The sequence below is a fragment of the Sphingomonas sp. NFX23 genome (genome assembly GCF_049887795.1).
Taxonomy (GTDB): Bacteria; Pseudomonadota; Alphaproteobacteria; order Sphingomonadales; family Sphingomonadaceae; genus Sphingomonas.
This window is the reverse complement of sequence record NZ_JAGEKH010000005.1, coordinates 504,701-530,940: the sequence shown is the minus strand read 5'-3', so window position 1 is coordinate 530,940 and position 26,240 is coordinate 504,701. Positions and strand designations below refer to the sequence as shown.

The window sequence follows — 26,240 nt, the reverse complement described above, 5'->3', positions numbered from 1 at the left end:
TTCGATAACGTATCGCAAACTGCAGCGCCCTGTTGCGAAGGCAATGACAGGAAGCTGCAGCATTGACGACGGTGTCAGGCCTGCGCCTGGGTTAGAACTTCAGCCGTGTGGTCAGCGAGAATCGACGATCGTTCTTGAAGTAACTGCGCGGCGCGCGCAGCCCCTCGGCATTGACGACCGATTCCGTCTTCGTCGTGCTGTCGAGGAGATTTACCCCCTGGAAGCCGATCTTGAAGTTGTCGTTGACCGAGTACAGGATCGTCCCGTCGAGCTGTCCGAACGCACTGGCATAGATCGGCAGGAATGGCGCGATCTCGTCACGGATCGTCAGCAAATACCTCGATCGCCAGTTGTACGCAGCGCGCAACGACAATGGTCCCTTTTCATAGAATAGCGTGCCGTTGATCGTATGGCGCGAAAGCCCTTCGAGCGGCAGGCGAGAGACGTCGATCGTCGTGGTCGGCGAAGTGGCCTGTGCGCCACGGCCCTGCGGGATGTTGGACGGGTCGACAAAGGTATAGTTGGCCTGCACGCCGAGCCCAGACAGCAGCCCCGGAAGGAAATCATAGGTCTGCTGATAGGCGAGTTCGAAGCCCCTCACGTTGCTGTGGCTGTCCGCGTTCTGTGGCGCCACGAACAACACGTTCTGGGTGATGCCGTTGTTCGTGATCGAGCGGGTTTGCGCCACGTTCGCGACGATGACGTTCGACAGATCCTTGTAAAACGCCGCCGCGGTCAACGACCCGACCTTTGCGAAATACCATTCCGCGGTGAGATCGAACTGGTTCGCCTCGACGGGTTTCAGGAACGGATTGGAATTCCGGCTGCCGCCTTCGAGCTGGAACACCGAAAGCCCGCTGGTCGGTGCGATCAGGGTGGTGCTCTGCAACTGCTCGAAGCCCGGCCGCGAGATCGCCTTCGAATAGGCGAAGCGCGAGATCAGGTTCGGCGTAATGCCAACCTTGAGGTTGAAGCTCGGCAGGAAGTGATCGAAGCGGTTGCGCGTCGTCTGGTTGATCGCGGTTCCATTGGAAAACGTCAGAACGTCCTGCTGCTGCGCCGATGTAAGGCCGCAGAACGGGCTCGTCTGTGCGGGCTGGCCACAGAAGGTCGCGACGCTGGCAGCGCTGCCGATGATCTGGTTGCGCGTCGGGAACGTGAAGAAGCCGTTCGCCTTGTCCGTCGTCTGGATGTAGCGGAGGCCGACGTTACCCGAGACCTTCAGGCCTCCGAACAGGTCGTTGCCCTGCGTACCGAAGTCGAGCCGGGCGTACGCCGCTTTGGTCTCTTCGGAATTGGTGTAAACCTCGCTCGGCAGGAAGCTGGTGCCGGCGACCACGCCGGCGCGCTGGCCGGCAGGCGTCCATCCGCCGGATGTCGAGCCCTTTTGGTTACGCCAGATCGCATTGACGGCCTGCGCCTGTGCGGTGACGGCATCGTAGCTGGAGGCAGGGTTGCCGTTGATGTAATTCGCGCCGAGTCCGGATGGACCGTCACCGCGGAACACGTTGTCGAAACTGAAAAGGCCATAGCTGTTGGAGTTGGTTTCCGCGAACGTAACCGGGCCGGACCCATCCCAGACTTCGCTCAGCACGCCCCAGTTATACAGCGAATACCGCACCGTCTGGTCGCGGTCAGCATAGCGGGCACCAACCTTGGCCTTCTTCAGGAAGCTGTCGTCGCCGAAATCATACGTCGCGTCCGCCTTGAACGCCCATTCATGGCCCTTGTTGTCCTCGAAATGGTCCATCGCAGCGCGATAATAGCTGTTCGCCGGATCCGCAAAATACGCCTGGCTGTTGGCGCCGTTAGGGGCGAGGAAGCTGATGTCGGGCGTGTTGCCGGTGAGGTCGAGCGCGACGTCCGAGAACGTCGATCCATAGACCGAAAGATCCGTCTGCTTCGTGGTCGATTTTACGTACTGGCCATCGAAGTTGAAGGAGAGCTTTTCGGTTGCCTGCCACTTCACGTTGCCGCCAAAATCATTGGTCACTGCACGCGTCTTCACGCCGCGATTCGAAAGCTGCGTCACCATGCCGCGTTGCTGCCCACCGGCCGGTACGTAACCGCGGTCGAGCGAAATCGTACCAGTTTCGAAAAGGCCGTCGTCGCCAAAGGTATAGTTGGTCCCCGGCCGCGGCGCGGTGGCGCGGTCGATGCCGTCGGACACGGTTTCCACGGTGCGCTCGCCCCAGGTCTGGCGCGCGTCGCTGCGCACGAATTGCAGCGTAGCGAGCAGCGACTTGTCGTTCGATTCGAACTGCAGCGCGCCTGCCGCACCGATGCGCTCGCGGTTGAACTCCTGCGTCCGTACGCCGGCGCCCACTGGCGCGTACGCGACCTGGCCCGGGGCAAGCCCTGCCAGGGTGTCGGTTTCGTTTACCCCGTCGCCGTTGATGTCCTGCGAACCGTTGAAGCGGGCCTGGTAGTTCGTGACCTGCAGGCCGTCTGCGCGGCTGAAGAGCTGCGAATACGACCCGCCGACGAGCACGCCAAAACGACCAATGCTCGTGTCGAAGTTCTTCGACGCAAGGCCTGAGATGGAGGGTGAGCCCTTCTTGGAGAAATCGCCGTAGTTCATGTCCGCGGACACGTAGACGACCGGTTCCTTGCTATCGAAAGGCTTGCGCGTGTTGAGGACGACCGTTCCGGCGATCCCGCCCTCGATCTGGTCGGCGGTCATGTTCTTGTAGACTTCGACCGAGCCGAGCAATTCGGGCGAGACGTCCTGGAAGTTGAGCGCGCGGCCGCCATTGACCGAGAAGCTGTCGCGACCGTTGAATTCGGAGCGGACGTAGTTCAGTCCGCGAATGACGATCCCGGAACCCTCGACCGAGAAGTGATCGGAGTCGTTGCCGGCTGCGAAGCGGCTGATCGAGACGCCGGGAACGCGCTGGAGCGCCTCCGTTACCGAGCGGTCCGGCAGGGCGCCGATATCTTCGGCAGTGATCGCGTCCACGACGGTGTCGGCATCGCGCTTGATACCCTGCGAGTTCGCCAGGCTGGCGCGGATGCCGGTAACGACAATTTCGTCACCGGTTGCTGCGTCGGTCTGGGCTGCAACGGGATCCTGCCCCGTAGCCGGCGTCCCCGTCTGCGCGTCGGGTGCGGCGGCGCCGGACACTACGGGATCGGTCGACCGCGATATGCCGCCGTCCTGGGAATTGGTCGTGGGCGCGGTCGGCTGCGTCACCGTCTGCGCGAAGGCTTGCACACCGGACGTGAGTGCCAATGCGGACACACCGATACCCAGCGAGCGGACGAAAGATAGGTGCGCGCTACGCGAGGCAATGACGTGCATTCAGTTTCTCCCCCGAGGTCGAGCTACGAATGTGCGCCGACTCTCTTTCTCGCAAAGACGCGAGTGATGGTGCTCGGTAGCTCGCGTTCCGGCGGCGGGACAATGGTTGACGTGTGGTCTTGAGGTATAACTGTTTTGATTTTCATTCATATGTTGCCTACAGGTCACAGTCGCTGAGATCGGCATAACCGTACCGGCCAAACTGGAGAGGATATCGCTATCAATTCGGCTTCGCGCACTCCTACCAAGGTTGTCGTCGTGGGCGGAGGTACCGCAGGCTGGATGACTGCCGCTGCGCTTGCGGCCGTTGCTGGTCGATCGGTTGCGGAGGTCCACCTCGTCGAGTCCGAAGAGATCGGCATCGTCGGTGTCGGCGAGGCTACGCTGCCCCATATCCGCGCGTTCAACACGCGTCTGGGCATCGGCGAGGCGGAGTTCATGCGAGCGACCGGCGCGACGTTCAAGCTCGGCATCGAGTTCTGCGACTGGGCGCGGATCGGCGACAGCTATATCCATCCGTTCGGCGCCTTCGGACACGATGTCGACGGGGTAGGATTCCACCATTATCTCAGCCGTGCCGGACAGATTGCCACGCTTCCGGATTATTCGCTGCCGGTCGTCGCCGCCCGCCACGCGAAGTTCGCGCCGCCCCTGGAGGATCCGCGCTCGTTGTTGTCGACGTTTGGCTACGCGTATCAGTTCGACGCGACGCGCTACGCTCCGTTTCTCCGTGCGCGGGCCGAGCGGCAGGGGGTGGCGCGAACCGAAGGACGCGTGGTCGATGTCGAACAGAGCGCCACGGGTGATGTCGTGGCGGTCATGCTCGACGACGGCCAACGAATTACGGGCGACCTGTTCATCGACTGCTCGGGGTTCCGCTCGCTGCTGCTCGGACAGGCGATGGGCGAGCCGTTCGAAGACTGGTCGCATTGGCTGCCGTGCGACCGTGCAGTCGCGGTGCCCTGCGCCGACGCGGGAACGCTGAAGCCCTACACCACGGCAACCGCGATGCCTGCCGGCTGGCGATGGCGTATTCCGCTCCAGCACCGGGTCGGCAACGGCTATGTCTACTCGTCCGCGCATCTCGACGACGGCGCGGCGCAGGACGCTTTGTTGCGGTCGATCGAAAGCACGCCGCTGGCGGACCCGCGCATGCTGCGTTTCAAGGCTGGCCGGAGAGCGCGCAGCTGGGTCGGGAACGTCATCGCCGTAGGGCTTGCCGGTGGCTTCCTCGAGCCGCTGGAATCGACGAGCATATATCTGATCCAGCTGGCGATCACGCAGCTGCTGGAACTGTTCCCCGCCACGCCGATCTCGCCGATCGATCGTGATGCGTTCAACCGGGTGGTTGATCTGGAGTACGACCGTATCCGCGACTTCCTGATCCTGCATTACCATGCGACGACGCGCGACGATTCACCGTTCTGGGATCATGTTAGGACGATGGACGTACCCGACACGCTCGCGGAGAAAATGACGTTGTTCCGCCAGCGGGGGCGCGTGATGACCTACCGCGAAGGCGTATTCCTCGAGCCGAGCTGGATCGCCGTGTATCTCGGGCAGGGCGTGGTGCCGAAAGGATATGACCAGCGTGCGGACCGGCCGTCCGATGCCGCGCTGGTCCAGGCGCTGGCACGGCTGCGCACCGAAACGCGGGACGCTGTCATGACCATGCCCGACCACGCCGCCTATATCGCGCAATCGGGGGCGGCGGCTGCATGAGCGATATGCGCATCAGGACGATCGCAGTGGTCGGCGACGGCGTTGCGGGCTGGAGCGCCGCGGCTGCGTTGAAGGCGCGTGTCCCCGGTATCTCGGTCGCATTGATCCCGGTCGCGGAACTGCGTCCCGGCTTCGTCGACCTGTTCGGCGGTGCATCGCCGTCGATCGGGGAGTTCCACACGGACATCGGGTTGGACGAGCGCGATGTCCTGACGCGGACCGGCGCGAGCATCCGGCTCGGCGCCCGGTTCGTGAGGTGGAGCGGGGGCGACTATACCCACGCCTATGGCCCCGCTGGGATGCCGATCGATGGTGTACCATTCGCCACTCTGTGGGCAGGCCTGGGCGGCACCGAGGCCTTCGATAGCTTTGCACCGGCGGCCGCGTTGGCGGCAGCGGGTCGGTTCGTACCGCCGCGCGCGGACATACTCGGTGGCTATGCCAACGGGCTACAGCTCGATCAGCCCGTCTATCGCCGGTTCATCGAAGCCTATGCCCGACATCTGGGCGTCGTGGTGACTGCCAGCGGGCTGCGAAAAGCCGAGACGGACGGTGATCGCGTAACGGCACTTCACCTGGACGATGGAGGGCGTCTGGAGGCGGACCTCTACATCGACGCGACCAACGCCGATGCGCACCTTATCACCCAGTTCGGCGACGATTGGCAGGATTGGTCGCCGTGGTTGCCATGCGACAGCGTCGTCCAGATGCGTAGGCCATCGGATGCCGCGCTTCCCGATCCGTTCCTGTCACCTCTCGAGCGTGTCGAGGCGATCGATGGCGGGTGGCGCCTGACGTCGTGCCTGCCCGGCAGAACCGATACGACCATCGTCTATGCAAGCGGCGTGCGCGCCGAGCCGGGTGACGTTCGGCGGTTCCGGAGCGGAAGGCGATCGCGCGCCTGGATCGGCAACGTCGTGGCGATCGGCGAGGCTGATTGCGTCGTCGAACCGCTGGAAGCCGCACCGCTGCACGTGTTGCATACGCAGATCGATCGACTGGTCGCGTCGCTGCCCGATCGAGATTTCGACGAGGTCGAACTCGCTTATTATAACCGCGAGACGGGACAGGAGGCGGACCGGCTCCGTGATTTCCTGATCCTGCACTACGCGACGTCCGATCGTCCCGAGCCGTTCTGGCAGGCGGCACGTAACGCAACTCTGCCGCCGTTGCTGGCAGAGACGCTGACGCTGTTTCGCGAACGGGGACGTTTGCCGATCCGCGATGGGGAGAGCTTCGATCGGGACAGCTGGTACGCGGTGCTGCTCGGGCAGGGTATCCTGCCACAACGTGGCGACGTGCTTACCGCAGCTATCGATCCGAAGCGGGCGCGCGCCGCGATGGCGGATTTTCGAGCGCGGTTGTCGAAGGCGGTCGCCGCTGCCCCGACACACCGCGCGTATTTGGCAAGTCTGAGGACCAACGCATGAGCGAACACACCATCCGCGAGGTCGTCATCGTCGGCGGCGGCACCGCCGGCTGGATGGCGGCGGCGGCGCTGTCCAAATTCCTTGGCGGTGGCAAGGAGCAGGGGCAGCCGCGTATCCGCCTGATCGAGAGCGAGGAGATCGGCACAGTCGGGGTCGGCGAGGCGACGATCCCGACGATCGCGACGTTCAATCAGATGCTGGGCATCGACGAGGATGATTTCGTCGCGCAGACGCAAGGCACGTTCAAGCTCGGCATCGAGTTCGTCGACTGGCGCAAAATCGGCGAACGCTATTTTCACCCCTTCGGCCAGTTCGGGCACGATATCGAAGGGCTGAACTTCCATCAGTTCTTCCTCAAGCTCGCCCAGCAGGGCCGGTGCGCCGACATCTGGCATTACGCGCCGTGCGCAGTGGCGGCGGCGGCGGGGCGGTTTGCTAGGCAATCGCCCGATCCCCGATCGCCATTCGGATCATTGCCCTACGCGTTCCATTTCGACGCCGGGCTCTACGCGAGATATTTGCGCTCCTATGCCGAAGCGCGCGGCGTCGAGCGTATCGAGGGGCGGATCGTCGATGTCGGATTGCGCGGCGAAGACGGATTCGTCGAGGCGCTGACGCTGGAGGACGGACGTCGCATCGAAGGTGAGCTGTTCGTCGATTGCTCGGGATTCCGCGGTCTCCTGATCGAAGGCGCGCTGAAGACGGGGTATGAGGATTGGCGCCACTGGCTGCCGTGCGACCGCGCCGTCGCGGTGCCCACGGCGAACATCGGCGACCCCGTACCGTTCACCCGCGCGACCGCCCGAAGCGCCGGCTGGCAGTGGCGCATCCCGCTGCAACACCGCACCGGCAACGGCTATGTCTATTCGAGCGCGCATATCTCCGACGAGGACGCGCAGGCGACGCTGCTCGCGGCCGTCGAGGGGCCGCCGATCGCCGATCCGCGACGTCTGGCGTTCGCGACGGGGCGGCGAAAGCGGTTCTGGAACCGCAACGTGGTCGCGCTTGGCCTTTCCGGCGGCTTTCTGGAACCGCTCGAATCGACCTCGATCCACCTGATCCAGACCGGGATCGCCAAGCTTCTCGCCCTGTTCCCGGATCGACGGTTTCTCGAGGTGGAGGCCGGCGAATATGACCGCCTGATGGGTAGCGCCTATGATGGCGTGCGCGACTTCATCATCCTGCATTATCATGCGACGACGAGGGACGATTCGCCGTTCTGGAACCATGTGCGGACGATGACCGTGCCGGACAGCCTGCGCCGGAAGACCGAACTGTTTCAGGCGAAGGGCCGCTTCTTCCGCTATGACGACGAACTGTTCTCGCTGGCGAGCTGGGTCGCGGTGATGTTGGGGCAGGGCGTTACGCCCGAAGGGTACGACCCGATCGTCGACGGGCTCGACGAGCGAAAACTCGTGGAGGCGGTGGAGCGGATGCGGCTGGGTATCCGCCAGACGATCGCGCAGATGCCGTCGCAATCGGACTATATCCGCGCACACTGCGCCGCTATCTGATGCGCCGATCCGGTTTCCAGTAGCGGACATAGTCGATCCGCATTCGCTGGGGCAGGGCCGCGTCGTCGATACCTTTCACGCCGCCCCAATCGCCGCCGATGGCGAGGTTGAGGATCAGGTCATAGGGGCGGGTGAAGGGCCAGGCATCGGCTCCACCCCGCCGATCGTTCGCGACGCGCATGTATGCCTTGTCGTCGACGCCGATGGTGATCGAGTCCTGGCGCCAGTCGAGTTGATAGCGGTGATAGGCGGTGCAGGCCGTCGGGACATCGATCTGGCCGCCGCGCTGGGTACCCTTGGCGTGATTGAATGCAGCGGTGTGGAGCGTGGCGTGGACGATGTTCGGTTGCCAGCCCACCATCTCCATGACGTCGATCTCGCCGGCGTCCGGCCATTTTCCGGTCCGCGGCAACAGCCATAGTGCGGGCCATGTACCCCGCGCACACGGAAGCATCGCGTGAATTTCGTAGAAGCCATAATCGTGCGATACGCGGCTCACGAGCTTGGCGGAGGTGTAGGTCTGACCGCCCCAGTCGGGCTTGTCCGGCAGGCTTTCACGCCGTGCTTCGATCACGAGCGCGCCGTCTTCGATACGAGCATTTTCAGGGCGATCGGCAGCATAATATTGCCGTTCGTGATTGAACCAGCCGGTCTTGTTATTGGCCGTATCGAACCGCCACTTCGTCTGGTCGATGGCTTTCGTTGTGAACTCGTCCGCCCAACTCGGCCTGGTCGACGGCGCAGGCATGGGGGCGGCGACTTGATAATTGGTCGCCGCCAAAGTCTGCATCGGCAGGACGAGGAGGATCGCGGCGATCGTCACCTCAGCGGCTCGGGCACGCCGCGACCGGTCCGTCGGCATGCGCCAGACGAACATCGGAGATCGAGAGCGTCAGTTTCCCCGGAGTCGAGATGACGAGCGGCTCGGTGACCTTGTGCGGATCGACCCCGGCGACAACGAAGCACTTGAGTGGGATCGCCATCGACTTCCACTCGCCGATCGGTGCCGCCTGTAAAATGCCGGTGATCGGCACCGCAGCGGTTTTGCCGGGGCTGGCCATCGAGAGAGCAACGGCGGACACGGGCTTCGCGTCCATCCGGAACTGGACGATCATGCTCAGCTCGCCATTGGCCTCGCGGGCGATGTCGAGCGGCGCATTGGCCTCGATCCTGACGTCCGCCTCGCGCGTGCCGGTCCAGGTAAAGCGTCGGGCGTCTTCCTGGGCATTGCGATCGATACCGGCGATCGTCAGCGCGCCACCCGGGCTCCGGCCACTGTTGCCGACGATGCGGGTCGATCCCCGGTCGCCTTCGCCGAGCGACAGGCTCCACGCTTCGGGTACGCGCCCCTTCGTGAAGAAGACGCCGCCTGCGTCTACCGCCATCCCCGCGGGACGGGTCTCGTCCAGCGTGCCGACCAAGGTGCGATCCGCATAGGTGAGGCCGTAACCGAACTTGAACAGCGGGTCGTAATTCGGATCACGCGCATTCAAGACATACTGGTCGGGACGCTTAGGCCAAGAGAAGGACAGCTTGCCCCGAAAGTCATGAACGGGTTTGCCATCCTTGCCGGCAAACAGCACGTCGGCGACGCCCGCGCCTTCGCTCCCCGGCAGAAACGCCGCGACGAAAGCATCCGAAGCGTTGAGTTCGGCGTTTACCCACATCGGACGGCCCGACAGGAAAACGGCGACGACGGGGATGCCCGCCGCTTTCAGTTTGCGGAGCAGCGCGACATCGTTCTTGTCGCCCGGTGAGTATTCCAGCGTCGGTCGGTCGCCCATGAACTCGGCATAAGGGGTCTCGCCGAACACGACGATGGCAGCGTCGGGTTTCGCGGAATACGCGCCCGTCGGCGAGTAGGTGGCAGTTCCGCCGCCAGCGCGAACGGCCTGGTCGATGCCGCTCCAGATCGATGTCGCATTGGGAAAGCCGCGCTTCGGCACGTCCGTCCCCTGCCAGGTGATCGACCAGCCGCCGGCCTGCTGCGCCACATCGTCGGCAGCGATACCCGCGACGAGGATATTCGCCTTGGGCTTGAGCGGCAGAACACCCCCGTTATTCTTGAGCAGCACGAGCGATTCCTGAACCGCCTGACGTCCGATGGCATGGCCTTCCGGCGATCCGATCAGGCCGAACTGCCCGGCATAGCGTCGCGCCGAGGGCTTGCCCGCCGTGAAGGTACCGGCGAGCATCTTTACGCGCAGGATACGACGAACCGCGTCGTCTAGACGCGCCGGCACGATTTCGCCCGACTTGGCCTGCGCCAGCGTGTTGCGGTATAACGCCTTCCAATCGCCCGACATCATGAACATGTCGAGACCGGCGTTGATCGCCGCAGCGCAGCTTTCGTTGGTGCATCCGGCAATCTGGCCGTGTGCGTTCCAGTCGCCGACCACGAAGCCGTTGAAGCCCATCCGGCCCTTCAGCACGTCGGTCAGCAATGTCTTGTTGCCGTGCATCTTCTCGCCGTTCCAGCTCGAAAAGCTGGCCATCACGGTCAGGGTGCCAGCTTCGATCGCGGGCGGGTATCCCGCCGCGTGAACGTCGCGCAGCACGACCTCCGACACCTTGGTATCGCCCTGATCTCGTCCACCCGTGCCGCCGTCCCCGACGAAATGCTTGGTGGTGGCGATGACGTGGCCGGGCGTCATGAAATCGCGCGAACCCACCTTGCCCTGGATTCCGGTGACGACCGGACCTGCATAGCTGGCCACCACGGAGGGCTCTTCCGAATAACTCTCGTACGTGCGCCCCCACCGATCGTCCTGCACGACCGCCAGTGTCGGCGCGAAGCTCCAGTCGAGTCCGGCAGCGGCCGTCTCGCGTGCCGTGATGCGGCCGATCTTCTCCATCAGCGCGGGGTCCCGTGCCGCACCCAGCCCGATATTGTGCGGAAACAGGGTGGCACCGACGATGTTGTTGTTGCCATGGACCGCGTCGGTGCCCCAGATCGTCGGGATCTTCGGCCGACCATCGTTGCGCTGCATCGAGGCGTCGTAGAACGCGTCGGCCAGCTTCAGCCATTCCGCCGGCGGTGCCAGTTCATCGTTGTTGGGCGCCGAATTCCCGCCGTTCAGTACCGAGCCAAGCTTGTATGTCTTGAGGTCCTCGGGCTTCACGGTCGCGATATCGGCCTGGATGATTTGCCCGACCTTGTCCTCGATCGACATGGCAGCAAGGATCTTGCCGATTTTAGCTTCGAGCGTTGGATCGAGCGCCGGCTTCGCAGCCACCTTTGGCCATGTCTCGGGATGCGCGACGGGGGAAAGCGAGGTCGGCGCGGTCTGCGCCATCGCCGTGGCGCCACCGAGCAACGCCAGGACGCTGGCAACAGAAAGCTTCGTCTTCATCATTCTCTCCCCGGTTCCCGCCTTGCGGGATTGGCAGCGTTTCAAACCACTCGGGAGGTCTCGTCAATCAATATTGATTTTGATTTTCACAAAATGCGCTCAGTCGCGTCCGACGTTCATCAGGATAGCGTCCGAGGGCAGCATGAGATCGCTGAACGGTAACAGCGCCGCACCAACCGCTGGTGCATCGGCGGCCATGGCCGCACGCCTGATCGGCGCAACCGAAGGCATATCTGCGGCGTGCTCGGCGAGCGCATTCGTCAAGGCCACGACCAGGGCATCGATCAGCGGTTCGGGCAACCGGCCTCCCACCAGCACAGCCTGCGGATTGATCAGGCAATTGATCGCGATCATCGGATCGACCAGCATTTCGGCAGCTTCGGCAATCCAGGCGTCGATGACGCTTTTGGTACGACCGTCGTCCAGGCCGAGTGCGGCGAGTGTCCCACTTGCGCACCCAGCGTCCGACAGGCGATCGTACAGAGCGGAAAGCGAAACGCGGCTTTCGATGGACTTTCCGCTCGATGCAGGAACCCGGCTCAAAATGTACCCGACTTCTCCGCTTCTAGCAGACGCGCCTCTATAATAGCTTCCATCGATCACTAGGCCGCCGCCAAGACCCGCACCGATCAGCAGGTAGAAGAAATTGTGGCAATTGCGGCCCGACCCAAACTCCAGCTCGCCCAGCGCGGCCGTTGCGGCATCGTTGTCGACATGCAGCGGCCAAGGCATCAGGTCCGACAGCAAGCCTGCGACGTCGAGATCATTCCATACCGAATAGCCGGCCGGTTGATCGTGAAAGCCGGCCTTGCTGAACGGTTCGGGCACCGCGATGCCCGCGCCAACTATCCGATCGACCATGACGCGAGGGTTTTCGCAGCAGGTCTTCACCGCCCCGGCGACGAATGTGCGCACGTGTTCGGGAAGGGCATAGGCAATGTCCTGGGAAACGCGCGCGCGGACATTTCCGGCCAGATCGAGAATGACCAAGGTTAAATGGTCGCGATCGATGTTGACCCCGATGCCGAACGCACCGTCGGGATCTATCCCTAATTGCACGGCAGGCTGCCCGCGTCCCTGTTGCAGCCGTCCGACGATCTGGACCAGGCCAGCGGCGATCAGGCGCCGCGTGATCGTTGCGATGGTCGGCGGCGTCAGACCCGTCACCGCGACGAGCTCCTGCCGTGTGGTCACCTCTCGCAAGCGGATCGCCTGCAATACCACGCGCTGGTTATAGTCCGCTGCCCGTTCGAGGTTCGTACCTGACAGACTGACCGTCAGCCTAGCGTGTCGCCGGTCGTTCAAGACCTTCGTCCCAATCCACGCTGGAGAAACTCGCGCATGAGCGCCGTTCTTGCAGGACTGCTGGGGCCAAGGATACCGCGTGCATGTTCGGGCAGATGTTCCGCGTCGGCAGCGTCAGCATCGAACACATAGTGATCGAAAAACGCCCGCCAGTTTTGGCGTTCCACTGCCGGCCGGTTGCGAACGGCCAACATCGCATAGATCAGCGCTTCGAACGCGGACGCATCGTTCGGCGGGCTCCACCAGTAATTGACGAGCAGGTTGAGGCGTTCGGTCGAGCGAACGTGATGCCACCACATCGTCGGCACATAGATCGCGTCGCCGGGCGCAAGCACCGCCGACCGCGCAGTCTCCGCCGCCAGGGCATAGCGTGGAAAGCGCTCCAGGTCGGGCGCCAACGGGTCGACCATGCTGACGGGTTGACCGGAAATCGTGTTTTCCAAAGGCCCGACATACAGGTTGGCGACCTGTGCGGGGGGGAACAGGGTAAAGTGGCGATGGCCTGCAGCCACGCAGGCGATGTTGTCGGCGGTGTCGTAATGCGTCGATACCGTCACCGCATTCCCGATCCACAACCGGGGTGTCGCCGTCGGATCGAGCAACGGCATGGGGTTGTCGGCGGCGAATGTCGGGAAGTGTTCCACCGCGGATGCAGCGCCACTGTAGATCGCCGGACCCGCACCCGTAGCAAGATCGCCGAGCAACATATCGGCTACGGCGCGAAACGGCGCTGTCCCGCGGTCGAAGTTGAAGCCGTTCATGTCCTCCCGGTAAAAGAACCTGCCGGCGATGGCGGGTGCGCCGACATAGGTCGACAGCGGCGCGCCCGAGTCATGGGACGCCAAATATGCGACCAGTTCACGGCCCGTACGGCTGCCAGCGATGGTTGCCGGCCAATCCGCCACGAGACCGCGGAGTACCGCTGGTTCACCCATCGGTACGACCTCAGTCTCGAAAATCTGCCGCGTGACGCCGTGCCATTCGCGAACCGGTTTGCCGATCGTCTCCATGCGGCCGCTTTGCCTTGGTTGTCCCGGAAACGAAAGGCTGGAGCGCGGCAACCGCACTGAAACGTTCAACAGGACGATCTGCCGCGCGAAACTGGGACTGATTCCATTGCCGCGGTTGGCGATTGCTGACAGCTTTACCGGCACCGGTTTTAATCGCTTGCGACAATAGCAAGGGCGGGTCTGGATCCCTGTCTTCACTAACGGTGATACTGCGGCCAGAGACGGGCACCGATCATAAGGTGACCGGGGTTGAAGTCGAGCAGCGGATTACGCTCGGCAAACCTGGACAGACTTTATCGTTCGTTGCGCCAATCCGGTTCGTCGGCTTGGTCCCCTTAGCGGAAACCGTTACGGGAGTGCCGATATCCGATGAGGATGGCGTGGTCGGCGTCCAAACCACGGACTAAACAATGCCCGGCCATAGCCTCGGCCGTCGCTGGACCGCACGCGTGCCGTGTCGGGGCTGGCTACGGTGCGCTACCGACTAGTCGTCGCTGTAAGATCTCTTTTACGCCTCGGCGTTCGCTGCGATCCTGTCAGAAAGGCCTAGTGACAGAAAAACATCGTGCGGATGGCTAGTGAAGATAGGCAAGCAGATCATCCGCGGCTCAGATCCTAAACGGTCTGATGATCAAGCGCTCCGTTTCTATCATCATATATCCTGGCTCCAGATTGCGGGTATAGGATTACGGATCGTGCGTGTTAGGCGCGCGGCAAAACGAATTACCGATCGATGTCGAACGTGCCGCCTCGCTGATGGAAAAAACAGTGCGACAGGGGACACTCTTCGTCCAGCACGACGATCGGCCCCAAGCTGCAAGGATTGAGCAATGAATGGTCGCGATCGCTATACCGTGCCGATGCGGGCATTGCACTGGACCCGCGCTGGCTTGATCATCGGGCTGATCGCGCTCGGATGGCTGATGACCTCGCTACCCGACAGCACCGCCGTCAAATTCGACTGGATGTATCCCGTTCACAAGGAATTCGGGGTCCTCGCGTTCATCATTGGCCTCACAGCGCTGGTAGTGCGAACGCGTTCGACGCTGCCCCCGCATCCCGCCGAATTGAGCTGCTGGGAGAATATGCTGTCGACCATTGTCCAATATGCAATGTTGACGCTGGCGGTGGTCGTTCCGCTGATGGGTTACGCAATGTCCAGTTCGTTCAGTCAGAGCGACGGCGTTCCGTTTTTCGGCATCAATTTGCCGGAGATTTTAGCTAAGAGCGACGATGCCTTTGCAATATTTGAGTGGGTACACAAGACCCTGGCTTACACGATGCTCGCGCTCATCACGCTGCATATATTGGGCGTCGTCAAACATCGCTTTTTCGATCGTGAGCGCGACACCGATGTTCTTCATCGAATGTTGTAAGGGCTGCTGACCGGGTCATGAAACTCTTAGTGATTTGCAGGCGTAGGATCACATTTTCTTCGTCGAACTCGCCCCGAACGATTGCTGCCCATCAAACGATGCGAAACCTTTGACGAGAAGGAACGGGATGTCCGCAGCGGAAAGGCTCGCCAGGCGATAGCGTCACCGAGGAGTGATGGACGAACTGCCAGCTGGAGGGGGCAAGCCGGCGCGCGGCGGCGCTCGCCCCCTCCCGTATTCCGCTAGAACCGCATGGTCCCGCCGAACGCGAACGTGCGGCCGCTCACCGTATTGGTCATCACGCGTTTGGCGGTGCCGTCGGCATATTGGACGATGGGCTCGTCGGTGATGTTGATCACGTCCAGCGACAGCTTGAACTGCCGCGTCAAATTGACATAGGCGGACGCGTCCAGGTTCGTCGTACCCTTGATGTATTCGCCGATATTGCCGTTGCCGCCATCGCCCCAGCGATAGCGCGACCGCGTCGCCAGGGAGCCGCGCACTCCCCAGTGATCGGTATCGTAATAGAGCGTCGCGTTGGACGAGAATTTCGACAGCGTCGGCAAGGGCAGGCGGACCGCGACTCCCGAGTAAAACACGTCGCTCGATCCTCTGGCGAGGGTCACGTTGCCGAGCACGCCGAGCTTGTCGAACGGCGCGGGCAGGAAGTCGAAGTCGCGCTTCGCCGCGATCTCGATGCCCTTGATCGACGCGCCTGGCCCGTTGATCGGACGGGTGTAGTTCACCAGTACGGAGGGGCTGATGCCGGGGGGCAGCAGCGCGGCGGGGTAGCCCGTGGTGTCGTAGGCGACGAGCCGCGTCTCCGAGGTGATGTACGAGTCCATTTTTTTGTAAAACGCGCCGATCGCGAGCGAGCCGCGCTGGCCGTCATAATATTCCAGCGAGGTCTCGACCGAATCCGCCTTGAAGGGCGCGAGGTTGGGGTTGCCGGCAGCGACCGTGCCGCCGAACGTGGCGAGGTTGAGCGTGCCCGCCGCGCGCATGTCGTTCAACGCGGGGCGGCTCAAATTGCGGTTGCCGCTCAGGCGGAAGACCAGCGACCGGCTGATGTCGAACGCTAGGTTCGCCGCAGGCAGGAAGCCGTCATAGCTGTTGGTCACGTCTACGGGCACGAGCACGCCGCCGACCAGCGCAGTTCCCGACGAACCAAGGTCCGTATGATAATAGCGCACGCCGAAATTGGCGCGCAGACCGATGCTGCCGAGCTGGGTCTTGAGGTCGTATTGCAGATAGGCGCCATAGGTTTTCTCGAGCAGGTCGTAGGCGGTGCCGGTGACGGTGCGGGTCGCATCCACGGTCGTGCTCTGGCCGAGCAGCGCGTAGGTCTCCGCCACGTCGCCGATAATGTAAGGGGCGAGGGTGCTGTTCGACAGGATGCTGGTCGGTACGTCGGGGTTGCCCGGCCTGTCCTCGTAGTTCGGGTTGACCTTGCGCTGCCAGCCGCTGTTCGTGAAACGCTTGAACCCGGCTCCCGCCTTGATCGTCGAGCCCGAGCCGACGGTCCAAGCGAGTTCCGCCTTGCTGTTGTAGAATTCGCTCGTGATGCGATCGGCGCGGGTTTCGAGGCCCTGCAGGTCCCATTGCGACGCGTCGGTCGTGTCGAAGCCGTAGCTGGTCCGTGGCGACCCCGTGTTCAGGCCTGAGAAGGAGTAGCTCTTGTCGACGGACTCCAGCAACACCTGGGCATAGTCTGAATCGAACGTCGATTTCGACCAGCCGCCGAGGAAATTGACCGTCAGGTTGCTGCTGAGATCGGTGTGGCCGTTCAGCGCCGCCTGCCAGAAGGTCGTCTGGTCATGCGTGACCTTCGATTCGGTCCGCATGTCGACATGATCGAACGATGTGCCGACGATGTCGTTGTAATCGTCGAAGGTCACACCGGTCAGCACCTGCGTGCCGGTCACGTTGTTGGCGGCGATGCCGTTGGTACCCGCCGCGCCGATCACGCCCGAGGTACGATCGTTGTTGAGCTTACCGTACAGCACATCGAGCGACACATCGGTGCGGTCGTCGGGATGATATTGCAGTGCGGTGGTCAGGCCCAGTCGCTCGCGCTTGTTGAAAAAGGTCGCATAGGTCTGCGCGCGGCTGTTCCAGACCCGGTTGGCGCCGGTCGCACCGACCAGCAACGCGCGGTCCGCCGCCGAGACGGTCGGCCCGACATTGCGGGCGCCGAAATTGATCTGCGACCAGTTCCAGTTGCGATAGCCGAATTCGACCGTGTCCGCAGTGCTGTACGCGACCGATGCCAAGAAGCCGAAATCTCCCCAGCGGTCCGATATCAGCCCTACCAGCCGCGGCGTGACATCCTTGGTATATTGGTTCGTCTGCCCCTTGGCGGACGCGACGACGGTAAGCCCGGCATAGTCGAACGGCTTGGCCGTGTGCAGCCCGACGGTACCGCCGATGCCGCCCTCATCCTGCTCGGCCGCGTAGGATTTCTCGACCACGACCTTGTTGAAGAGTTCGGACGCGAAGATGCTATAGTCGAACGACCGCGAACGACTGACCGACGATCGGCTGTCGAGCCCCGACGAGGTGTTGGTGAGCACCTCCATGCCGTTGAGTTGGGTACGCGTGAAATCCGCGCCGAGCCCGCGCAGCGAGATTTGCCGGCCTTCGCCGCTGTCTCGCGTGATCGCGACGCCGGGAATGCGCTGCAGCGCTTCCGCGAGGTTCTGGTCGGGAAAGGCGGAGATGTCCTGCGCCAGGATGACGTCCTGCGATCCGGTCGCCGCTTTCTTGATCTGCTGCGCCTTGGCGATGCTCTCGCGATAGCCCGTGACGACGATATCGGTGCTGTTCTCGAGCTGCACGTCCGACGCGCTCGTTACCTGTGGGGCCACGCCGCCAAGTGCCACGGCAGGGACGGACGCCCCCGCCGTGGCGAAGCGCATGTGACGGACCACCGTTACCGTACCGTCGACGATCCGGCCGTCCAGGTCGCTACCCGCTGTGAGCTGCGCGAGGGCTTCCTCGGCGGTCATCCGCCCGCGCAGGCGCTGGCCACGGACGCCCTTCAGCAGCGACGGCGACGAGGCGAGCTGCAGACCAGTTCGGCGCGAAAAGGCCAACAGCGCATTGCCGAGGTCCTGAGCCGGCATATCGAACGTGAACTGGCGCGGCGCCGACGCCGCCTGCGCGACAGCAGGGGTGCTGACGAAGACGGACAGCGCGACGGAACTAAGCAAAAGATGCGAGCATCGAATTTTGTGGAACATGTCTTCCCCCAGATGGTTTGCGAGAAAGACGAGCCTCGGGCGATAAACCCGATAATCTATTTAATTTCATTTATGTTACATGGATGTTGCAATCCAGTTGCTTACTCACGGGTCTGCAAACGCGACGGTGTACTTGTCGCACTTCTTCCGATCTCACCGAGATTGTCACAAACGCGGTCTAGGTCGGCGGGACCAGCAACCCGGATACTCCATGCCCGCCATACTGCACCAGATTAAGAGCTGTAAGGGAGCTCCTTCTGAGGATTGGCGCGCAATCGCTGCGACGTTGAGCCGGTACGTGAGGGCGCGCACCAACCGCACCGACGTGGTCGAGGACGTCGTGCAGGAGACACTGTCGCGGCTGGTGCACCAGAGTCGCGTGCAAACACTGGTGAGCGTCTATGCGTTGGGCTTCCGGATCGCTGCGAACTTGCTGATCGACCATCATCGCCGCGACAGCCGCTATGTCGCCGAACGCGAGGAAGAGCCCGTCAGCCATGCGCCGTTGCCCGATCGGGTGCTGGTCGGTCGGCAGGAGGTCGCGATCTTGCGGCAAGCACTGGCGGCGATGCCGCCGCTGCGCCGCGACGTGCTTGTCCGTCGGCGATTGCAGGGGCAGAGTTGTGCCGCGATAGCGAGGGAACTGGGGTTGAGCCCGAAGGCGGTAGAGAAGCACATAACGCGTGGCTTGGCAGACCTCCACAAGGCGATGCCGGGAGAGGCGCGCGCTTCTGGAAATGTGCGATGAACCGCGATAGCCAGATCGCGGAGGAAGCAGCCGCCTGGATCGACCGTATCAACCAGCCGGTATTCGACGCCGCTGCGGGGCCAGCCTTCGATGTCTGGATGGCAGCGTCGGCGCGTCATCGGGAGGTCTTTGCCGATCTGCAGGCATTGTGGCAGTCCGAAGCGCTAGTCGAGGCGCTAGACCACGCTGAGAGCGCACCCGTCGCAGGGCTCGCGCCGCCGGCATCGGGCGCGCGACCCCGGGCGTGGCGCACCCTCCCGCAGTTCGCGGCCGCGGCCTGCGTGATGGTGCTCGCGATCGTACTGATCTTGCCAGCCTTGTCGACGACGACTTATCGTACCCTGGCCGGCAAGAGCAGATCCGTTGTTCTGGCGGACGGATCTCGCGTCGACATGAGCGGCGATACCGAACTTCGCGTGCAGATCTTGCCGTGGAAACGCAACGCCGAGCTCGTGCGAGGCGAAGTGTATTTCGACGTTCGCCATGAAAGTGCCCGAGCGTTCCGGGTCGAGAGCGGCTCCACCACGGTGCGCGTCCTGGGCACGGCGTTCAACGTCGATCGCCAGGGGCCGACGCGGACCGCCGTCGCAGTGTATCGCGGCGCGGTGGAGGTCGGCGTGGCCGATGAAGCCGACCTCGTGCTGCGCAAGGGCGACGGCGCGCGCGTCGTCGACGGCCATGTCACGGCGCAACCGCGTATCGCGGTCAGCGCGCCCGACTGGAAGTCCGGATGGTTCGAGGCGTCCGATATTCCGCTCGGCGTGTTGATCGGCAAGGTGCAGCGGTATTCGGCGCGGCCGATCCTGTTGCAGGATGCCGCCCTACAGGCGCTCCCGATCAGCGGCCGCTTCCATATTTCGGATACCGACCGCGTGCTGAAGGCGGTGGAGACCGCCTATCACGTCGATATCGCTTATGGGGCAAAGACGATCGCCATCCGTCCCGCGGGCAACGTGGAAAACCGATAGTCCCGTCATTTTGCCTGTCGGGTTTCGCCCGGCTGCTCCGTCTTCCCGGCATACGTGGTCGCGACCCGCGCCTGCCGTGAGGGAGTGTCCTTGTGCCTCAGTTCGATCGCCGCAATCTGGTCAAGGCTGGCTTCTCGCTCGCGTTGCTGGGAAGCGCCCCCCGCCTGCGCGCGCGCGCGACGTTCACGCGTGATCCGTTCACGCTCGGCGTCGCCTCGGGGGATCCCTTGCCCGACGGGTTCGTGATCTGGACGCGGCTGGCGCCCGAGCCGCAGACGCCCGATGGCGGCATGCCACCGCACGATGTCGCGGTCCGCTGGGAAGTCGCCGAAGATCCCGGTTTTCAGAAAATCGTTCGTACAGGTCCGGCGATGGCCGAAGCCAAGCTCGCACACTCGGTCCATGTCGAGATCGACGGGCTGCGGCCGCATCGCCCCTATTGGTATCGCTTCCTTGTCGCGGGCGCCGGATCAAGCCCGGTCGGCACCGCGCGCACCGCCCCTGCGGCGGGCGCATCGCTCGACCGGCTGCGGCTGGCGATGCTGGGCTGCCAGGATTTCGAGACGGGGTTCTTCACCGCCTATGCGCATGTCGCGCGCGAGCCCGATCTCGATGCGGTGTTCCACTATGGCGACTATATTTACGAGATGGCCCCGCGGACCGAACCCAGCCCGCGTAAGCACCTCGGCGCCGAGACCTATACGCTGGATCAGTATCGCCGCCGTTACGCTCAGTACAAGGCGGATCCTGACCTCCAGGCGGCGCACGCCGCGGTCGCGTTCATCATGTCGTTCGACGATCACGAGATCGACGACAATTGGGCGGGCGAATTCGACAAGGACGGCAACCGGCCCGATGTGTTCGCGCTGCGCAAGGCGGCCGCGATGCAGGCCTGGTACGAACACGTCCCCGTTCGCCGCGCGCAACGCCCCGGGGCGGGGGTTGCCTATCGCCGGCTCGATTATGGCAATCTCGTTCGCATGCACGTGCTCGACACGCGCTCGTTCCGCAGCGATCAGCTTTGCGAACGTCCCGGTATAGGTCGCGCGGAACTCGACGCCTGTATTCCCGTCGATCGGCCAGAGCGCACGATGATGGGGGCCGCGCAGGAGAGCTGGCTGGATCGCGGACTTGCCAACGACGCGCGCTGGAACTTCATCGCGCAACAAGTGCTGTTCATGCCGTACGACGCCCGCAAGGACGGCGCCTCCACGCCCGTCATCGGCAAGGACAATTGGAACGGCTATCCGCTGTCACGCCAACGGCTCGTCGACGGCATCGCCCACCGGGGCCTGACCAACGTCGTGATCGGCAGCGGCGACTTGCATCAGCATGTCGTCGGATACGTGCCGCGAAAGATGGAAGACGTCGGCGGGCCAGCGATCGCGACGGAATTCCTGGCGACGTCGATTTCGTCGGGCGGCACGGGCGGTGCGCATTATGCGGGAGAAAGCCGCGCGCTGGACAATAATCCGAACGTCAGCCTGCTCAACAACCAGCGTGGCTATCAGCTCTTCACCGTGACGCCGGATCGCTGGCTCGCCGAAGTGAAGGCCGTGGATCAGGTCGATCGGCCGGGTGGCACGATTGCGACGATCGCCAAATTCGTCGTGGATCCCAAGCAGCCTGGTCCGCAACCAGCCTGACGATCTGGACGCCAAGTCCGATCATGCGGAACCATCCCGGTGCTGTCATGCTGCCTTCACGATCGCCTCATAAGACGCTCCAGAACGGCACATGGGGGCTTGGTGAGCAGCAGAGGATCTCTCGGCGAAGAGCCGTCGCCTGCGCATGCCCTGACGCTGGAATATCCGGACGCGGCGCTGGCGGGGGCGTTGCGTCGGTTCGTGCAAAGCCGATTGGATCACCATGCCGATGGCGACGACGTGGTGCAGGAGACCTATCTGCGGCTGTTCGCGTACCAGGCGACCGCGCGGGTCAACGACATGAAGGCGCTGTGTTTTGCGATCGCGCGCAACCTGCTGCTCGATCATCACCGCGCCGCGCGGCGCTCCGCACATGTCGAGTTGGATGACGCGATCGTCTGCCAGCAACCGACGGCCGACAGAGTGCTGGCCTTCCGTCGTGCCGTGGTGATCATGGCGGACGCGCTCGAGCGTATGCCGCCACTACGGCGCGAGATTTTCCTGCGCAAACGGCTCGACGGACTTAGGACAGACACGATCGCCAAGAGTTTGGACATGAGCATGGCGGCGGTGGAGAAGCACGTCGTCCGCGCCTTTCAGGACCTCCGCGGCGCGCTGGCCAAGCGCGGCTTCACGATGGAGGCGGGTGCATGACCGCAGCGGGTGGTGCAACACCGGTGAGCGAAGCCGCGCTTGCCGATGCACTGCAAACTGCGGCGACGCGATGCGGCCGACTGTCGGACGAGCAGGTCCGGTCCCTCAGGCGTCGGCGGCGATCGGCCACCGCGGCCGTCGCGACCGCCCCGGTCGCCATCGTCCTGCTGTTCATGGCCAGTGACGGGTTCGTCGGGACACCGACCGCGCCGCGGGTTGCGACGCGCATGTTCGCCACCCGTGCCGGGGAACGCTCGAACGTAACACTGGCGGACGGCTCGACTGTCGCACTCAATGGCGCGACGCGGCTTCGAATTGTCTATGGCGACGGGCAGCGCAGTGCCGAGCTACTCGCGGGACAGGCGTTCTTCGACGTGCGGCACGACGTGGCGCGCCCCTTCGTCGTGCGCGCCGGCGCCAGCGAGACACGCGTCCTCGGCACCGCGTTCGACCTCGACCTGACCCGGACACAGGTTGCGCTGGCGGTCTATCGCGGCGCGGTCGGCTTCGATCCGGTCGGGACGCCGCGCGGCGTCGTGGTCCGGGCCGGGTACCGCAGCGCCGTACGCGGCGGCGTTGCGGCAGCGCCGACGAAGTTCGATACGGTGTTGCCGGACTGGCGTAAAGGTTGGATCGACACGGCGGGCATGCGCCTCGACGATCTGGTCGAGATCCTCGACCGCCAGGGGGGGGGCCGGATCGCACGTCCGACGGAACCGCTGGCGTCGACGACTGTGTTCGGTCGGTTCCGCACGGATCATCCGCACCAGCTGTTGAAGGCCATCGGCAGCGGGTTCGGCTTCACGGTTGTCGAGCGGCAGGGGGCGTTGACGCTTAAAACTGCGGACTGACGAAAAACACTGTCCGGATTTGGCGGCCTTTACCGTCTTCCCAACGGGTGGCGTCTGATGGCGCCAAGACGGGGGAATATGATGACGCGGTTTCACGGAACGTCGGCACTGGCCTTGGTAGCGTTCGCTCTATCCGCACCGACGGTTGCGGATGCGCAATCGACGGGCGTACGGATATTCACCATTCCTGCGGGCGATCTCGCTCGGGCGCTCTCGGCCTATTCGAGCGTCACCGGCATGCAAGTCATCGCCGCGCCCGCACTTATTCGGGGGCAGCGGACCAGGGGGGCCAGCGGCCGGCTTACCACATCGGCAGCACTCGCCATGCTGCTACGCGGGACGGGGCTACGTCCAGTCGAGAGCAACGGCGTGACGATCCTCCGCCGCGACCAGGCACAGCCGGTGCCGATCACGCTCGGCACACGCGTACCAGTCGTCGCGGCGGCTGCGGTTCAGGCGACCACGATCGCGCGCGAAACGCCGGAGGCCACTGACGACATCGTCGTCAACGGCTATCGTAGTAGCTTGCTGGCCGCCCAAGACCTGAAGCGTCGCGCGGTCGGGACCGAGGACAATATCGTCGCGTCCGACATCGCCGCATTTCCAGACATGAACCTCGCCGAGGCGCTGCAACGCGTGCCCGGTGTCGCGATCACGCGCGACACGGGCGAGGGCCGCCAGATCGCCCTGCGCGGTCTGGGCCCCGATTTCACGCGCACGCAGCTCAACGGCATGGAGGTGCTCGGCAACACCGCCTCCGGCATGGACAATCGCGGCAACGTCAGCCGCAGCCGCGGCTTCGATTTCAGCCTGTTCGCCTCCGAGCTCTTCAACCGCGTGAGCGTCCAGAAGAGCTATGCCGCCAACCAGGACGAGGGCGGCATCGCCGGCACGGTGCAGCTCTTCACCGCCAAGCCGTTCGACTATGCCGGCCAAAAGATCGTGCTGTCTGCGAAGGCCCAGACCAACGACCAGACCAGCGGCGTCACCCCGCGGCTCGTCGGCCTGTTCTCGCAGCGCCAGGGCGATTTCGGTGCGCTCGTCTCGGTCGCCTATTCGAAGGTTCGCAACAACGAATATGGCTATCGCAACTGGAACTGGGGCAAAGTCACCTACGGCGCGAACAACATCGGCCCAGAGATCGACGCGCCGACGCGGGCGCTGCTGCGCGGCGGCACGATCTTCGCCCCTCAGGCGCAATCGCCGTCGACATGGTACACCGATCGCGAACGGATCGGCGTCACCAGCGCGCTGCAATATCATCCCGGTGATAATTTCAAGATCGATGTCGACCTGCTCTACGGACACCTCGCCGACAAGCGCGACGACTGGGCGATCGCGGCGGGCGGATACAACGCGCTGACCGGCAACGTCAGTGGTACGCAGGTGATCCGGTCAGCGACGATCCAGGGCAATTCGCTCGTCGCCGCCAGCTATACCGGCATCGATCAGCGCAGCGAGCATCACCGCGTCGAGAACCAGACCGACTTCTATCAGGCGGTGGCGAATGTGAGCTGGGACGTCGGCGATCGGCTGAAGCTGACCGCGCTGGGCGGTTACCAGAAGTCGAATTTCGTCCAGCCGACGTTCGACAAGATCTTCCTGCAGGCGCGCAACACCGCGTTCAGTTTCGACATGCAGCCGACGATCCCGGTGAACACCTATGGCTTCGACCTCACCAACCCCGCAAACTGGAACGTCCAGCGGCTGGTCACGCAGGAGAACATGATCAAGAGCGACTATCTCAACGGTCAGCTCCAGGCGGTCTACGATCTCACGCCGATCCTGAAGCTGGAGGTCGGCGGCGAGTATAAGCGCTTCACCAACAGCGGGTATCAGTATCTCACCAACATCTTCTACGGCACCGCGGCGACCAGCGATCGCGCGATACCCGACGCGCTGAAATACGTCATCAACCGCGATAGTCTGCTCCCGTATATCGGCGGCGACATTGCCGGGATCTACGCGCTGCTCGGCAACAACCGGGATTTGACCGCCGCCAACCTGACCGCGGGCAGCGACTTTCGCATTCGGGAAAAGACCTGGGCGGGCTTCACGCAGCTCGATCTCGACACCGATATCGGGTCGATGCGGCTGCGCGGTAATGCAGGCGTCCGCTACTATCACACCGACCTGGTCTCGAGCGGGTCGCTGGCCACTGCGACCAACGGCGTGACCACGCTTCAACCGGTGACGGTCGGGACCAGCAACGACGATTGGTTGCCCGCGCTCAACGTCGCACTCGACATCACGCCGAAGCTGATCGCGCGTGCATCCGCCAGCCGCAACGTCAATCGCCCCGGCCTCCCTCAACTTGCCGCGGCGGGGACGCTGACCGTGGCGCCGTTCGGCGGGTCCGTCTCCGTCGGCAACCCCAATCTCCAGCCGTTCCGGTCGACTTCGGCGGAGGCCGGTCTCGAATATTATATGGATCGCAACGGCTTCGCGTCGGTCGGGTTCTTCTGGAAGGACCTCAACAGCTTCATCACGTCGGAGACGTCGCAGGTTCCTTACAGCGCGACGGGCTTTCCGGTCTCGCTGCTGCTGCCTGGCCAGGATGGTACGACGCCGTACAATTACACGCGTCCGATCAACGGGGACGGGGCCAGCATCAAGGGTATCGAGGCGGCGTTCCAGCACGACTTCACCTTCCTGCCTGCGCCGTTCGACGGGTTCGGCATCGTCGCGAACGGCACCTGGATCGATGGCGACCAGACCGCGGTCTACAACGGTGTCGTCAAGAGCATCCCGCTCTACAATCTGTCGAAATGGGCGGCCAACGCGACGCTGTACTTCGAGACCGAACGCTTCGGTGCGCGGGTCTCGACTGCCTATCGCAGCCGGTATCTGACCGGGGCAGGCGGCAATGCCAATGTCGGCGACGGCATCCGCCCGACCAACAACGTCGATTTCCAGGTCCGCTACAGCCCGGTCAAGAACCTGCGCTTCGTCGTCGAGGGGATCAACGTCACCAACCGGCCGATCGAGCAGTTCACCGATCTCTCGACCGACCGGACGCTCGTCTACACCCGGAGCGGCCGCATCTTCACCTTCGGCGTGACGACCAGTTTCTGAACTCCACGTCCGCGCCGGCAACGGCGCGGACGGCGTGCTGCCATA

At 63.6% G+C, this 26,240-nt stretch carries 16 protein-coding genes; 10 read left to right on the top strand and 6 right to left on the bottom strand.

Annotated features, from left to right (window positions below; translation table 11 throughout):
• Positions 1–91: 91 nt before the first annotated feature.
• Positions 92–3,301 (bottom strand): TonB-dependent receptor, encoded by a 3,210-nt coding sequence (locus J4O76_RS16145; RefSeq protein WP_426282866.1) that lies wholly within the window; start codon positions 3,299–3,301, stop codon positions 92–94.
• 258 nt (positions 3,302–3,559) lie between these two features.
• Between J4O76_RS16145 and J4O76_RS16140 the strand changes: the two genes are divergently transcribed.
• The 3 genes from J4O76_RS16140 to J4O76_RS16130 are packed head-to-tail and all read left to right on the top strand — an operon-like array spanning position 3,560 to position 7,967.
• A complete protein-coding gene (locus tag J4O76_RS16140; RefSeq protein WP_426282865.1) occupies positions 3,560–5,023 on the top strand; it encodes a tryptophan halogenase family protein in 1,464 nt (487 codons plus the stop codon).
• On the top strand, positions 5,020–6,453 hold the full coding sequence (locus J4O76_RS16135) for a tryptophan 7-halogenase (RefSeq protein ID WP_426282864.1): 1,434 nt from the start codon (positions 5,020–5,022) through the stop codon (positions 6,451–6,453). Before J4O76_RS16140 ends, J4O76_RS16135 begins: the two co-directional genes overlap by 4 nt.
• A complete protein-coding gene (locus J4O76_RS16130; RefSeq protein WP_426282863.1) occupies positions 6,450–7,967 on the top strand; it encodes a tryptophan halogenase family protein in 1,518 nt (505 codons plus the stop codon). The genes J4O76_RS16135 and J4O76_RS16130 overlap by 4 nt, the downstream gene beginning before the upstream one ends.
• Here J4O76_RS16130 and J4O76_RS16125 read toward each other — a convergent pair.
• From J4O76_RS16125 to J4O76_RS16110, 4 genes are all read right to left on the bottom strand, one after another.
• Entirely contained in the window at positions 7,960–8,829 is an 870-nt protein-coding gene (locus J4O76_RS16125; RefSeq protein ID WP_426282861.1) for a glycoside hydrolase family 16 protein, read from the bottom strand. The genes J4O76_RS16130 and J4O76_RS16125 overlap by 8 nt on opposite strands.
• Entirely contained in the window at positions 8,792–11,320 is a 2,529-nt protein-coding gene (locus J4O76_RS16120; protein WP_426282927.1) for a glycoside hydrolase family 3 N-terminal domain-containing protein, read from the bottom strand. The genes J4O76_RS16125 and J4O76_RS16120 overlap by 38 nt, the downstream gene beginning before the upstream one ends.
• A 99-nt stretch (positions 11,321–11,419) precedes the next feature.
• The gene (locus J4O76_RS16115; protein ID WP_426282926.1) at positions 11,420–12,544 is read right to left on the bottom strand and encodes an ROK family transcriptional regulator; all 1,125 of its coding nucleotides are present in this window, start codon (positions 12,542–12,544) and stop codon (positions 11,420–11,422) included.
• Between the two features lie 77 nt (positions 12,545–12,621).
• Positions 12,622–13,635, bottom strand: a complete 1,014-nt coding sequence (locus J4O76_RS16110) for a cupin-like domain-containing protein (protein WP_426282859.1) — start codon at positions 13,633–13,635, stop codon at positions 12,622–12,624.
• A gap of 830 nt (positions 13,636–14,465) precedes the next feature.
• Here J4O76_RS16110 and J4O76_RS16105 point away from each other — a divergent pair.
• Positions 14,466–15,011: a cytochrome b gene (locus J4O76_RS16105; protein ID WP_426282857.1), complete on the top strand. Its 546-nt coding sequence runs from the start codon at positions 14,466–14,468 to the stop codon at positions 15,009–15,011.
• A gap of 242 nt (positions 15,012–15,253) precedes the next feature.
• On the opposite strand, the gene J4O76_RS16100 is transcribed toward J4O76_RS16105, so the two are convergent.
• On the bottom strand, positions 15,254–18,223 hold the full coding sequence (locus J4O76_RS16100; RefSeq protein WP_426282856.1) for a TonB-dependent receptor: 2,970 nt from the start codon (positions 18,221–18,223) through the stop codon (positions 15,254–15,256).
• 109 nt (positions 18,224–18,332) lie between these two features.
• Between J4O76_RS16100 and J4O76_RS16095 the strand changes: the two genes are divergently transcribed.
• From J4O76_RS16095 to J4O76_RS16070, 6 genes are all read left to right on the top strand, one after another.
• Complete coding sequence (locus J4O76_RS16095) at positions 18,333–19,001, top strand: RNA polymerase sigma factor (RefSeq protein WP_426282854.1); 669 nt, start codon at positions 18,333–18,335, stop codon at positions 18,999–19,001.
• The gene (locus J4O76_RS16090) at positions 18,998–19,969 is read left to right on the top strand and encodes a FecR family protein (protein WP_426282853.1); all 972 of its coding nucleotides are present in this window, start codon (positions 18,998–19,000) and stop codon (positions 19,967–19,969) included. The genes J4O76_RS16095 and J4O76_RS16090 overlap by 4 nt, the downstream gene beginning before the upstream one ends.
• A 92-nt stretch (positions 19,970–20,061) precedes the next feature.
• Positions 20,062–21,615, top strand: a complete 1,554-nt coding sequence (locus tag J4O76_RS16085; RefSeq protein WP_426282851.1) for an alkaline phosphatase D family protein — start codon at positions 20,062–20,064, stop codon at positions 21,613–21,615.
• Positions 21,616–21,717: 102 nt separating this feature from the next.
• Complete coding sequence (locus J4O76_RS16080; RefSeq protein WP_426282849.1) at positions 21,718–22,269, top strand: RNA polymerase sigma factor; 552 nt, start codon at positions 21,718–21,720, stop codon at positions 22,267–22,269.
• Entirely contained in the window at positions 22,266–23,120 is an 855-nt protein-coding gene (locus tag J4O76_RS16075) for a FecR family protein (RefSeq protein ID WP_426282847.1), read from the top strand. The genes J4O76_RS16080 and J4O76_RS16075 overlap by 4 nt, the downstream gene beginning before the upstream one ends.
• Before the next feature lie 78 nt (positions 23,121–23,198).
• Positions 23,199–26,195: a TonB-dependent receptor gene (locus J4O76_RS16070; protein WP_426282845.1), complete on the top strand. Its 2,997-nt coding sequence runs from the start codon at positions 23,199–23,201 to the stop codon at positions 26,193–26,195.
• Positions 26,196–26,240 lie beyond the last annotated feature (45 nt).